The sequence below is a fragment of the Ensifer sp. ENS10 genome (assembly GCF_014852025.1).
In the GTDB taxonomy this organism is placed as follows: domain Bacteria; phylum Pseudomonadota; class Alphaproteobacteria; order Rhizobiales; family Rhizobiaceae; genus Ensifer.
Map to the genome: position 1 here is coordinate 373,341 of NZ_JACVAS010000004.1, position 12,890 is coordinate 386,230.

Annotated in this window: 8 protein-coding genes; 6 read left to right on the forward strand and 2 right to left on the reverse strand. The window is 62.3% G+C overall.

What is annotated here, in order from left to right:
* Positions 1–2: 2 nt before the first annotated feature.
* From IB265_RS17545 to IB265_RS17560, 4 genes are all read left to right on the forward strand, one after another.
* Positions 3–914, forward strand: coding sequence for a S9 family peptidase (locus tag IB265_RS17545; protein ID WP_057251934.1), 912 nt, complete (start codon positions 3–5; stop codon positions 912–914).
* 269 nt (positions 915–1,183) lie between these two features.
* Positions 1,184–3,133 carry a PrkA family serine protein kinase gene (locus IB265_RS17550; RefSeq protein WP_034798403.1) on the forward strand — a complete coding sequence of 650 codons (1,950 nt, stop codon included), beginning with the start codon at positions 1,184–1,186 and terminating at the stop codon, positions 3,131–3,133.
* A gap of 25 nt (positions 3,134–3,158) precedes the next feature.
* Positions 3,159–4,478, forward strand: a complete 1,320-nt coding sequence (locus IB265_RS17555; RefSeq protein WP_057251935.1) for a YeaH/YhbH family protein — start codon at positions 3,159–3,161, stop codon at positions 4,476–4,478.
* Between the two features lie 12 nt (positions 4,479–4,490).
* Positions 4,491–6,035, forward strand: a complete 1,545-nt coding sequence (locus IB265_RS17560; protein WP_057251936.1) for a SpoVR family protein — start codon at positions 4,491–4,493, stop codon at positions 6,033–6,035.
* 191 nt (positions 6,036–6,226) lie between these two features.
* Here IB265_RS17560 and IB265_RS17565 read toward each other — a convergent pair whose 3' ends face one another.
* The gene (locus tag IB265_RS17565; RefSeq protein ID WP_057251937.1) at positions 6,227–7,150 is read right to left on the reverse strand and encodes a LysR family transcriptional regulator; all 924 of its coding nucleotides are present in this window, start codon (positions 7,148–7,150) and stop codon (positions 6,227–6,229) included.
* A 411-nt stretch (positions 7,151–7,561) separates the two neighbouring features.
* Here IB265_RS17565 and IB265_RS17570 point away from each other — a divergent pair, with 411 nt between their 5' ends.
* Positions 7,562–10,015 carry a penicillin-binding protein 1A gene (locus IB265_RS17570; protein ID WP_057251938.1) on the forward strand — a complete coding sequence of 818 codons (2,454 nt, stop codon included), beginning with the start codon at positions 7,562–7,564 and terminating at the stop codon, positions 10,013–10,015.
* Between the two features lies 1 nt (position 10,016).
* On the forward strand, positions 10,017–11,753 hold the full coding sequence (locus IB265_RS17575) for a penicillin-binding protein 2 (protein ID WP_082615913.1): 1,737 nt from the start codon (positions 10,017–10,019) through the stop codon (positions 11,751–11,753).
* An 81-nt stretch (positions 11,754–11,834) separates the two neighbouring features.
* Here IB265_RS17575 and IB265_RS17580 read toward each other — a convergent pair whose 3' ends face one another.
* Complete coding sequence (locus tag IB265_RS17580) at positions 11,835–12,890, reverse strand: ABC transporter substrate-binding protein (protein ID WP_057251939.1); 1,056 nt, start codon at positions 12,888–12,890, stop codon at positions 11,835–11,837.

The following is a 12,890-nucleotide window of genomic DNA, read 5'->3' on the forward strand; positions in this document are numbered from 1 at the left end:
CAATGTCCTTCTCCGCCGAGCGCCTGCGCACGCTTCTCGGTCTCGCTGATACGGAACTGTTCCTGGATGTCTGCGTGATGGAGGATCGTGGTTCTTACATCGTCGAGAGGCTGAGCTTTCGCACACCTCGCAACGGCGCTGAAATCCGCGGCTTTCTGACACGACCACCCGTCAACGACGGGCCTCGACCAGCGATCCTCTACGCCCATGCCCATGGCGGACGCTACGAGATCGGTGCGAACGAACTGCTTGATGGCCGGCCGGCACTGCTCAGCCCGCCCGGGCCCGTTCTCGCGGAGCACGGCTTCGTTACCCTGTGCATCGACATGCCGACGTTCGGAGAGCGCTCGATCGTAAGAGAGAGCGCCGCGACAAAGGCTGCCCTCTGGTATGGCGGAACCCTTTTCGGCCAGATGCTTTCCGAGCAGCAGGCAGCGCTCACTTGGCTTTCAATGCGTAACGACGTCGACCCCGCGCGCATCGGCATGACCGGGATCTCGATGGGCGCCACCCTTTCCTACTTCCTGGCTGCGCTCGACCCCCGGATCGCGGCAATCGCCCACCTCTGCTGCTATGCGGATTTCGCCACGCTCGTCGCAACCGGCGCTCACGATCTGCACGGCCATTATCTCACGATCCCCGGTCTGCTCGCGGAGACCTCGACTGGCGAAATCGCCGGGCTCGTTGCCCCGCGGCCACAATTGATCTGTGTGGGGCTCGACGATCCGCTGACGCCGCCACAAGCGGTGGAGCGGGCCCATGCCGCAACGCGCGCCGCCTATCGGGCGGCTGGCGCCGAGCGCAACTTATTCTTGGTTGCAGAGCCCGGCATCGGCCACGTCGAAACGCTGACCATGCGGGAGGCGGTTCTGGCCTTCCTCTCCCACCACCTCGGCACGCCAGTCAGCGGTTGAGGAAACCAACTCTTCGTGCGCGGGCGGCAAGCACGGCTTTCAGGCTTCGCGAAGGTCGATCGTGCCGACCTTCTTGCCCCACCACCACCGGTCCGATCAGGATTTTGTGATGTCGCAGTCACGATTTTTCATTCATCGAAACAACCCCTTCGAGAATCACCAGAAAGCGAGTACTCTGAGGGAACATTGCGCATGGGACGCCGTTTATTCGAATGAGCGAGCCGATAAGCAGCGATCCCCGTCTCAGCCAGCGGCCGCGGGAGAGCATGATGCAAAAGAGCGAATGCGACGTTTTTGATCTCTTCTCGGAGATCTATACCAGTGCAGCGCAAGAAGAAATCAGCCTTCAAGAATACCTCCTCGCATGTCGCGACGACAAAAGCATGTATGCCACCGCGCAAGAGCGGATGGTCACTGCCATCGGTAATCCAACCCTGATCGATACCAGCGCGGACGAGCGTCTCGGCCGCATCTTTTCAAACCGTACCGTCAAGATCTATCCATCCTTCGCCGATTTCTACGGCATGGAAGACACGATCGAGCGGATCGTCGGTTACTTCCGCTACGCTGCCCAGGGGCTCGAGGAGCGCAAACAGATCCTCTACCTGCTCGGACCGGTCGGCGGCGGCAAGTCGTCACTCGCCGAGCGGCTGAAGAAACTGATGGAGCTGCAGCCGATCTACACGCTGGCAGTCGGCGGCAAGGTCAGCCCCGTCTTCGAATCCCCCCTCGGCCTCTTTCACCCCGACCGCATGGCCGACTTGCTGGAAGACAAATACGGGATCGGCAGGCGCCGTCTGACCGGTCTGATTTCGCCCTGGGCGACGAAGCGGCTCGACGAAGTCGACGGCGATATCTCCAAGTTCAGTGTGGTCAAGCTGATGCCATCGCGGCTGCGCCAAGTGGCGATCGCGAAGACAGAACCCGGCGACGAGAACAACCAGGACGTTTCCTCGCTGGTCGGCAAGGTGGACATCCGCCAGCTTGAAAACTACAGCCAGGCCGACCCCGACGCCTATTCCTACAGCGGCGGCCTCAACCGCACGACGCAGGGGCTGCTCGAGTTCGTCGAAATGTTCAAGGCACCGATCAAGGTCCTGCATCCCTTGCTGACGGCGACCCAGGAAGGCAACTACAACGGCACTGAAAGCTTCGGAGGGTTCCCCTACCAGGGCATCGTCGTTGCGCATTCCAACGAATCGGAATGGCTGCAATTCAAGAACAACAAGAACAACGAGGCCTTCCTCGACCGCATCCTGGTCGTCAAGGTGCCCTACTGCCTGCGTGTCACCGAGGAGCGGCAGATCTACGAGAAGCTGCTGCGCGAAAGCGAGCTCACCAAGAGCCCCTGCGCGCCGGAAGTGCTGGAAAGCCTCAGCCGCTTTACCGTCTCGACCCGGCTTGCCCGCCACGAGAACTCACCGCTCTATACCAAGATGCGGGTCTATGATGGCGAGAACCTGAAGGACACCGATCCCAAGGCGAAGTCCGTTCAGGAATATCGCGACGCCGCCGGCGTCGACGAGGGTATGACCGGCATCAGCACCCGCTTTGCCTTCAAGGTGTTGTCCGAGACCTTCAACTACGACACCAAGGAGGTCGCGGCCGATCCCGTGCACCTCATGTATATCCTGGAACAGGCGATCCGCCGCGAACAGTTCCCGAAGGAGACCGAGGCGAGCTATCTCGATTTCATCAAGTCCGAGCTTGCCTCGCGCTACGCCGAATTCATCGGCCACGAAATCCAGAAGGCCTATCTCGAATCCTACAGCGAATACGGTCAGAACCTCTTCGACCGTTACATCGCCTATGCCGACGCCTGGCTGGAAGACCAGGACTTCAAGGATCCCGACACTGGGCAGATCCTCAACCGGGAGATCCTCGACAGCGAGCTGTCGCAGATCGAAAAGCCGGCCGGCATTGCCAACCCCAAGGACTTCCGCAACGAGGTTGTAAAGTTCACCCTGCGCGCCCGCGCCAAGAACCATGGGCGCAACCCCTCCTGGACGAGCTACGAGAAGCTTCGCGACGTGATCGAGAAGCGCATGTTCGGCCAGGTCGAAGACCTGCTGCCGGTCATCAGCTTCGGCTCGAAGAAGGACAGCGCCTCCGAGAAGCAGCATGCCGAATTCGTCCAGCGCATGACCGAACGCGGCTATACCGAGCGTCAGGTCCGGCGGCTGGTCGATTGGTACATGCGGGTCAACAAGGCGGGCTGACGATGCCGAAGCAGGGGATTGGTATATGCCGAATTTCATCGACCGGCGGCTCAATCCGAAGGATAAGAGCCTCGGCAACCGACAGCGTTTTCTGAAACGGGCCCGCGAGGAACTCAAGCGGGTCATCAAGGAACAAGTCAAATCCGACAGGATCATCGACGTCGATGCTGCGCACGGCGTACCGATGCCGACCGACGGTGCCAGTGAGCCGACATTCCAGCCGGCCCGCGGGAGCGGCGAACGTAACTATGTGCTTCCCGGCAACAAGCAGTTTTCGGCCGGCGACCGCCTGCCGAAGCCGGAAGCGGGTGGGGGTGGAGGCGGCAAGGGCCGCCCCGGGACCGGAGAAAGCGAAGACGACTTCCAGTTCATCCTGTCGCGCGAAGAGGTGCTGGATCTCTTCTTTGAGGATCTGGAATTGCCCGACATGGTCAAGCTCAGCCTCAAGGAAACTGTGACGTTCAAACCGCGTCGCGCAGGCTTTGCCACCGCCGGCACGCCGACCAACATCAATGTCGGGCGGACGATGCGCAACAGCTTCGGCCGGCGCATGGCGCTGCATCGGCCCAAGGAAAAGGAACTGACCGTCCTTTCCGAGGAGATCGCGCGGCTGGAGGCGGCGCCGGAGATTTCACCGAAGGACCGCCAGAGGCTCAGCGAGCTTCGCAGCGAACTGGAGAGGATCGAGCGCAAGCGGCGGCGCATTCCCTATGTCGACCCGGTCGACATCCGCTTCAACCGCTTCGAACAGCAGCCGCTGCCGAACGCCAATGCGGTGATGTTCTGCCTGATGGATGTCTCGGCCTCCATGGGCGAACGCGAAAAGGATCTCGCCAAGCGCTTCTTCGTGCTTCTGCACCTGTTCCTGAAGCGGCGCTACGAACGGATCGACATCGTCTTCATCCGCCACACGGACGAGGCCCGCGAGGTCGACGAGGAGACGTTCTTCTACAGCACCCAGAGCGGCGGCACGATCGTCTCGACCGCGCTCGAGGAGATGATCAGGATCATCGAGGACCGCTACCCCTCGCAGATCTGGAACATCTATGCCGCGCAGGCCTCCGACGGCGACAACATCATCGGCGACAGCGAGCATTGCGCAGCGCTGCTCCGGGAGAAGCTGACGAAGCTCTGCCAGTACTACGCCTATGTCGAGATCATCGACGAGCGAGAGACGGAAATCTTCGGATCGACGGACAACGGCACCGCGCTCTGGCGCGCCTATCGCACGGTGGATGGCGAGAAGTCGAATTTCCAGATGACGCGCATCGCCAAGCCCGCCGATATCTACCCGGTCTTCCGCAGGCTCTTTGCCCGGCAGCCGGCCACACGCACCCGGAAATGAGGGGACGACCGGATGGCTCGACGTGCGACTTCAGGCCTCCTGTTCCAGGGCTCGGACTGGAACTTCACGACCCTTTCGCGTGCCTATGACGCGATCGAGCAAGTCGCGCTTGAGGAAATGGGCCTCAGCGTCTACCCGAACCAGCTGGAGATCATCACCTCCGAGCAGATGCTCGACGCCTATTCCTCGGTCGGCATGCCGCTCATGTACCAGCATTGGTCCTTCGGCAAGCGCTTCGCCTATGAGGAGCACCACTATCGCAAGGGGCACCGCGGCCTCGCCTATGAGCTGGTGATCAATTCCAATCCCTGCATTACCTATCTCATGGAAGAAAACACGATGGCGATGCAGGCGCTGGTCACGGCGCATGCCGCGTTCGGCCACAATCATTTTTTCAAGAACAACTACCTCTTCCGCCAGTGGACCGATGCCGGCGCGATCCTGAGCTACATGGATTTCGCCAAGAAGTACGTGACCAAATGCGAGGAGCGGCACGGCACCGCCGCCGTCGAGGCGATCCTCGATTCGGCCCATGCGCTGATGGACCAGGGCGTCTTCCGCTATCGCCGGCCGCCGCGGCTCTCCTCCGAAAAGGTTCGGGAACGGGCGCGGGAACGGCTGGAATATGAGGAACAGACCTATAGCGATCTCTGGCGAACGCTGCCGCAGACGGCCGAGAGCCACGACCCGGCCGAAGCCGAGCGAGACGCTTCCGAGCGCAAGAAGGTGCTCAACCTGCCGGAAGAGAACCTGCTCTATTTTCTCGAGAAACACAGCCTGATCCTGGAGCCGTGGCAGCGGGAATTGCTCCGGATCGTTCGGGTCATCGCGCAATATTTCTACCCGCAGCGGCAGACGAAGGTGATGAACGAGGGCTGCGCGACCTTCGTCCACTACACCATCATCAACCGGCTCTACGACCAGGGCCGGATTGGCGAGGGCCACATGCTGGAACTCTTGCAGAGCCACTCCAACGTCGTCTTCCAGCCGGATTTCGACGACCGGCGCTATCCCGGCATCAACCCCTATGCGCTCGGCTTTGCAATGATGCAGGACATCCAGCGGATCGCCACCGAGCCGACGGCCGAGGACCGCGACTGGTTTCCGTCCTTTGCCGGCAACGGTGACTGGATGGAGACGCTGCGCGATGCCTGGGCCAACCACCGCGACGAATCCTTCATTCTGCAGTATCTGAGCCCGGCCGTGATGCGCAAATTCCGGCTGTTCCACCTCGCGGACCGCGCTTCCGAGCGTTTTGTCGAGGTCGCGTCGATCCACAACGAACGCGGCTATTCGGCCGTTCGCTCGGCGCTTTCCAACAGCTACGACGTCGCCGCCAACCAGCCTGATATTCAGGTGATGGACGTCGATCTGCTGGGGGACCGGCACCTTCGATTGCAGCACAACATCAAGAGCGGCATCGTGCTCGAAGAGGGCAGCCGTAACGCGACATTGCGTCATGTGCGCCACCTCTGGGGCTACGAAGTCAGCCTCGCCGGCGTCGACCCGCAAACCGGCCGCACAGTGTATGAATATTCGACGGCAAAGGATGGCTGAGCAAGACGCGAGCGGGCTGCCTCTTCCCGTTAATGCCGGCAAGGGCGGCGCCTTGGTTGGGCACAAACGGGCATCACAAGAATTCAGGGCAGACATTAGAATTATTTGGCCTTATGGCTGCATCAAGCACGTGCGCGCTGCGCCGCGAGGCGGAACCCCGAGTCTACTCCTCAAGGAAAGGATCTTCCGTTTCAGCCGGCGAGCGCTTCCTGTGCCGGAGGCGGTGGCAAGGCCGCTGCCTGCTGAGCCGCCGCAGCAGCCAGCCATTCGCTGAACGCCTGCATCGCCGGCGTGACCGGACGTGATTTCAGCCGCGTCAGCCAGTAGCTACCCATCGAGGTGTGGACGTCGAAAGGCTGTCGGATCGTGCCGTTCGACAGCAACCGCGAGAACATCAGTGGGGGCGCGAGTGCCACGCCAATCCCCTGGGCTGCAGCCTCCATCATCGCCAGCGAACTATCGAAGACGATGCCCTTCAGCAGCGGCGCCGGATAGGCAATGCCGGCCGCTTCGAACCAGTTCACCCATTCGTCGGCCCGGTAGGACCTGAGCAGCGTTTCGTTCAGGAGATCGGCGGGCGTCTTCAGCCGATCGGCGATCTCGGGAATGCAGAGCACGGAAAGCGGCGCCTCGAAGAGCCGCGTCGCCTCGATATTATGCCAGGAGCCGCCGCCGAAGCGGATGGCGAAATCCAGGCCTTCCGCGGCCATGTCGACCCGGTTGTTGTTGGTCGAAAGGCGGACATCGATGAACGGGTATTTGGCCTGGAAGTCGGCAAGCCGCGGCAACAGCCAGCCGACGGCAAAGGTGCCGACGGCGCCGATCATCAGCACTTCGCGAATGTGGCCGGCCTCGAAGCGCTCAAGCATATCCGCCATCCGATCGAAAGAATCCCGCAAGACCGGCAACAACGCCTCGCCCTCAGCCGTGATCATCAGTCCGCGCGGCAATCGCTTGAACAGGGTGACGTTCAGCCGGCTTTCGAGCAGTTTGACCTGGTGGCTCACCGCAGCCTGCGTTACACAGAGTTCGATCGCCGCGCGGGTGAAGCTCAAATGCCGCGCCGATGCCTCGAAGGCGCGCAGCGCATTGAGCGGAAGATATGGCCTGACCATGTATGCCCTAACTCATCTAATGGGTCTCGCAAATAAACGTGGTTTGTTGCTCCGGCACAATCCCTTTACGGTGAACTCCATCGGCTGACGCGGCTGTAGCTCGGCAGCATCAGCTCAGGAAGGTGCGGCCGATTGCGCTGCTTACGGGGATCGATCCCATGCGCCGTTTCGCCTACAGCGCCGCGCGTCTTAGCAGACGCGCAAAGGTCGCTGTAGAACTGCATGTCTTCGTCCTCAAATCGATGTCGATTTAAGGAGACATGCAGTCGCCATAGCGCCCGCTCGCATCGTCTCCGCAGCCGACATCACGCATGCCGGCGAAGCCAAATGCCGTTCCAAGACAGGCCGCGAGCCGCACGGACATCCGTGCCGGCCAGGCTATCTATTATCCCAAAGGTCCGTTCCGCCCTTATGAAGTTCATCGCAAACCTGCTTGGTACATCCCTCAATCTCGTAACCGTCGTCGCACTCGCGGCGGCCACGGTCGTCGCAGCGTTGACGCGACACCTGCCCGATCACCGCACGCTCGCGAACTGGGAACCGGCAGTCACCACCCGCCTCTATGCCGGCGACGGCACGATGGTCGGAGAACTCGCGCGCGAACGCCGGCTGTTCCTGCCGATCGGCGCGATCCCCGCCCGCATCCGCCAGGCATTCCTTTCGGCCGAGGACAAGAATTTCTACGCCCATCCCGGGATCGACGTTGCGAGCATCGGCACGGCACTTCTGTCCAATCTCGCCAATTACGGTTCCGGCCGTCGCATGATCGGCGGCTCGACGATCACGCAGCAGATCGCCAAGAATTTTCTCCTGTCTTCCGACCGGACGGTGGAGCGGAAGCTGCGCGAAGCGATCCTTTCGCTGCGGATCGACCAGACCTATTCCAAGGACCGTATTCTCGAACTCTATCTCAACGACATCTATCTCGGGCGCGGCGCCTATGGCGTGGCACAGGCGGCGCTCACCTATTTCGACAAGCCGGTGAGCGAGCTCTCGGTTTCTGAGGCCGCCTTCCTCGCCGCCCTCCCGAAGGCGCCCAACAATTACAATCCCGATCGCCAGGCGGAGCGCGCAATGGGCCGCCGCAACTGGGTCATCGACCAGATGCGCCAGAACGGCTTTGTCGACGCAGCGGCGGCTGCCCAGGCGGCGGCAGCTCCTCTCGGCGTCGATCGGCGCACGCCATCGCCCGCCGTCGCCGCTGCCGACTACTTCACCGAAGAAGTCCGCCGCCAGCTCAACACCCAGTATGGCGAGGCTGCACTCTACACCGCCGGCTTTTCGGTGCGCACCACGCTCGATCCGCGGCTGCAGGAAGCTGCGATGAAAGCGTTACGCAAGGGCCTCGTCGCCTATGACCAGGCGAAAGGCTACCGCGGCCCGATCGCCAGAATATCCTCGATCAAGGACTGGCCTTCGGCGCTCGCCAAGCTCCGGCCGCTTTCCGACGTGCCGGAATGGCGGCTGGGCGTGGTGCTCGCCGCCGGGAAGGCCGACGCGGAAATCGGTCTCCGCCCGGAGTCCACGGCGTCAAACGGGATCACCCCGGCAGAGACCATAGGCCTTGACCGGAAAGGCGCCACCTGGGCGCTCTGCCGCTCGGCCAAGGGAAAGCACAACTGTGCCGCAGGCATCGATGGCGTTCTGACGCCCGGCGATGTCGTCTATGTGGAGAAGCAGGAGGACGGCTATGTCCTGCGGCAGCCGCCGCTCGTTCAGGGCGCTCTCGTTTCCATGGATCCGAACACCGGTCGCGTGCTCGCAGTCGCCGGCGGCTTTTCCTACGTACAGTCGGAATTCAACCGCGCGACGCAGGCCTATCGCCAGCCCGGCTCATCCTTCAAGCCCTTCGTCTATGCCGCCGCTCTCGACAACGGCTATGCGCCGACGACGCTGGTGATGGATGCGCCGATCGCCCTTGCCGACGGTGCCGGCAGGACATGGAAGCCGAAGAACTACGACGGGCGCTTCAGCGGTCCTTCCACCTTGCGCGTCGGGCTGGAAAACAGTCGCAACCTGATGACCGTGCGTCTCGCCCGGCATCTCGGCATGGATCTCGTGGCAGATTACGGCAAGCGCTTCGGCATCTATGACGAGCTCAAACCCTATCTGCCGATGTCGCTCGGCGCCGGCGAGACGACGCTGTTGCGGCTGGTCTCCGCTTATGCGGTCATCGCCAATGGCGGCAAGGCGGTCACGCCCTCGATGGTCGACCGCATCCAGGATCGCTACGGCCGCACGATCTTTCGCCACGACCAGCGCCGCTGCGACGATTGCAACGGCGCCGACTGGACCGGCCAGGAAGAGCCTGTGCCGGTCGACGATCGCGACTATGTGCTCGACCCGATGACCGCCTATCAGGTGACCTCGATGCTGCGCGGTGTCGTGGAGCGCGGCACCGCCAGGAATGTCGGCTCGCTCGGCGTGCCGATCGCCGGCAAGACCGGAACCACCAATGACGAAAAGGACGTCTGGTTCGTCGGCTTCACCCCGAACATCGTCACCGGCGTTTTCCTTGGCTACGACACGCCGAAGCCGATGGGCTATGGTGAAACCGGCGGCGGTCTCGCCGCACCCATCTTCATCGATTTCATGAAGATAGCCCTTCAAGGGCGTCCGGCGGCCGATTTCCACGCGCCACCAGGCATGATGCTGGAGGCGATCGACAGGAAGAGCGGCCAGCCTGTGCCCGAGGGCACGCCCGGGGCCATTGTCGAATCCTTCAAGCCAGGGACGGCCCCCTGCATGAGCGGGTGCGCCGTCATCGACGGTTTCGAAACGGCGAGCACGTCGGCCACCGCCGACCCAGACCTCTCCCCGGAACTGCGTGAAAAGCTGCTCACCAACGGCAACGGGCTCTATTGATATGGTACGTCAGGTTCAGTCCCGCCCGGATCGTCGTGGCCGGCTCCTCTTTGTCATCGGCGCCTTCGCGCTGGTCTTCGGCCTCATGCTCGCGCGCCTCGTCCAGCTTGGCGTCGCGGACTATGAGCGGACCGGCTACATACCGCCGCCGCCGAGCCTTGGCCGCCCGTCGATCCTCGACCGGAACGGCAATCTGCTGGCGATCGATGTGCCGAGTTCCGGGCTTTATGCCGAACCACGGCTGATCGTCGATGTCGACGAGGCCGTCGAGAAGCTGACCGCGATCTTCCCTGACATCGACGGGCGCGATCTCTACCGACGGCTGAAGAGCGGCGCAGCCTTTGCCTGGATCAAGCGTCAGGTAACGCCGGCGGAGGAACAGGCCGTCTGGAACGCCGGCATTCCCGCTATCGGCTTCCAGCGCGAGAAGCAGCGCTTTTATCCCAACGGATCGCTCGCCGCCCATGTGCTCGGCACCGTCGACATCGACAATATCGGCATTGCCGGTATCGAGAGATGGATCGAGGGACAGGGTCTGGAGGTCCTGCGCCAAAGCGGCATGGATCTCTCCCACCGCAATCTCGAGCCGGTGAGTGTCACGCTCGACATCCGCATCCAGCACGCGCTCGAGACCGAGCTGCGCAAGGCGATCGCCAAGTTCAGCGCCAAGGCGGGCGCCGGGCTGGTGCTTGATGTCACCAATGGCGAGATCCTGGCGCTCGTTTCCTATCCCGATTTCGACCCGAATCTGCCTGTCGATGCGCTGAAGCCCGATCGCATCAACCGCATCGCCGCCGCCACCTTCGAGATGGGCTCGACCTTCAAGGCGCTGACGACGGCGATGGCGCTCGACTCGGGCCAGTTCACCCTTCGCTCCGTCATCGACGCGAGCAGGCCGCTCGCCTTCGGCCGTTTCCGCATCAACGACTATCGCGGCCAGTATCGGCCGCTGACGCTGCCCGAAGCCTTCATCTACTCCTCCAATATTTCGATGGCGAAGATGGCGATTGCCGTTGGTCCGGAAAATCTGCGGACGTTCCTGACGCGGTTCGGGCAGATGTCGCGGCTGACGACCGAACTGCCGGAAAGCGCCCATCCGCAATTGCCGCGGCGTTGGGGCGAGATCGATACGGCAACCGCCTCCTACGGTCACGGTATCGCCGTCACGCCGCTGCAGGCGAGTATCGCAGTTGCGGCGCTCGTCAATGGCGGCCGTCTCATAAGGCCGACGCTGATCAAGGGCGCACCGCTCGAAAATCGCCTGCTGGCCCGCGACCTGATCAAGCCGGAGACCGGCGAGGCGCTGCGTTATCTGCTGCGGCTCAATGCCAAGACCGGCTCGGCGAAACGGGCCGAGGTCAAAGGCTATTTCATCGGCGGCAAGACCGGCACGGCCGAGAAGGTCGTCGGCGGCCGTTACTCCAAGGAACTCAACATCACGTCCTTCATGGGCATCGTCCCGGTGGATAACCCGCGTTATCTCCTGCTCACCTTGCTCGATGAGCCGAAGGGCCTGCCGGAAACCTATGGTTTCCGCACCTCGGGCTGGAACGCAACACCGCTCGGCGGTGCGGTCTTCGAGCGCATCCTGCCGATGCTTGCGCTGATGCCCGATTTCGAGATCGCCGATGTCAGCTTTCCAGACATCAGTAGCCAGGGGACCTTTGGCTCACAGCTCTTTCCGTCTTCGGCGAGCAAGGGCGAACGTAACAGCCGTCCCATCGACGGCGCGCTCTGACGCGCGGCTTGCCTGAACGCAGCAACGCCCCCGTGACTTCCACGAGGGCGTGTGCATGCGCGAACAAAGGTTAGCTAATACTTACCTTTCGATCATGCGGTTCCAGCGCTTGTTCCATTCCTGCCGGTTCTGGTTAATTGCATCCCAGTCGAGGACCTTGGCGGTCTCCATGTTGGTCTTGAAGGTCGAAAGCTTCGCGTTCGCCGCATCCGTACCCGCCTTGGCATTGATGTTCGATGGGATGATGTTGCCGTTGTCGAGCGCCAGGCTCTGCGCCTCGGCCGAAAGCAGATAGTGGGCGAGCTTCTGGCTGAGTTCCGGCTCGCTGTTGTTGGCGATCACGCATTCGGTGACGGCAAGCACGACCGAGCCTTCCTTGGGCTGGGCATATTCGACCGGAATGCCCTTGTCCTTCAGGTTGTTGACGGCCGTCGGCGTCAACGGGAAGATCGCCGCCTCGCCGGTCTGCACCATCTCCGAGATCTTGGCCGAGCTCGGAATGAACTCGATGACGTTCTTGCCGATCGTATCGGAGAACTTCTCGAAGCCGGGCTCGACGTTGGTCTCATTGCCGCCCTGGATGCGGTTGAACATCAGGAAGGCGTGCAGGCCGAAGCTGGAGGCGGAGGCGGACTGGAACACGACGGCGTTTTCGAACTTCGGATCGGCCATGTCCATCCACGACGTCGGCGCCGGCCAACCCTTCTCATCGAAGAGCTTCTTATTGTAGGCAAGCCCGGTCATGCCCATGTCGACGCCGATCGCCATGTCGTCCTTGAGGCGCGCGGCCGGCTGGATCTGGTCGAGCACCGGATCGGCGGTGATTTTCTGGCAGAGGCCGCCGCCGATCGCGCGCACCATAACGCCGTCGTCGAGCAGCATGACATGCATCTGCGGATTGTCTTTGGCGGCCGTCGCCTTTGCCAGAATATCGGCGGAGGTGCCGGGCACGACGACGACCTTGACGTCGTTCGCCTTCTCGAAGGGCGGCAGCACGTGTTCGGTATAGGCACGCTCGAAGTTGCCGCCGTTCATGCCTATATAGAGCGTCTTGGTTTCCGCCGACGCAGCGTTCTGCTGCAGGACAAAGGCCAGCAATGCGAGGGCCGTGGTTTTGGTAAGCCGTTGGTCGATCAT

Bases quoted from the DNA above. Each gene is read 5' to 3' on its own strand.
- IB265_RS17545 (WP_057251934.1), top strand. From the start codon at position 3: ATGTCCTTCTCCGCCGAGCGCCTGCGCACGCTTCTCGGTCTCGCTGAT.
- IB265_RS17550 (WP_034798403.1), top strand. From the start codon at position 1,184: ATGCAAAAGAGCGAATGCGACGTTTTTGATCTCTTCTCGGAGATCTAT.
- IB265_RS17555 (WP_057251935.1), top strand. From the start codon at position 3,159: ATGCCGAATTTCATCGACCGGCGGCTCAATCCGAAGGATAAGAGCCTC.
- IB265_RS17560 (WP_057251936.1), top strand. From the start codon at position 4,491: ATGGCTCGACGTGCGACTTCAGGCCTCCTGTTCCAGGGCTCGGACTGG.
- IB265_RS17565 (WP_057251937.1), bottom strand. From the start codon at position 7,150: ATGGTCAGGCCATATCTTCCGCTCAATGCGCTGCGCGCCTTCGAGGCA.
- IB265_RS17570 (WP_057251938.1), top strand. From the start codon at position 7,562: ATGAAGTTCATCGCAAACCTGCTTGGTACATCCCTCAATCTCGTAACC.
- IB265_RS17575 (WP_082615913.1), top strand. From the start codon at position 10,017: ATGGTACGTCAGGTTCAGTCCCGCCCGGATCGTCGTGGCCGGCTCCTC.
- IB265_RS17580 (WP_057251939.1), bottom strand. From the start codon at position 12,890: ATGATCGACCAACGGCTTACCAAAACCACGGCCCTCGCATTGCTGGCC.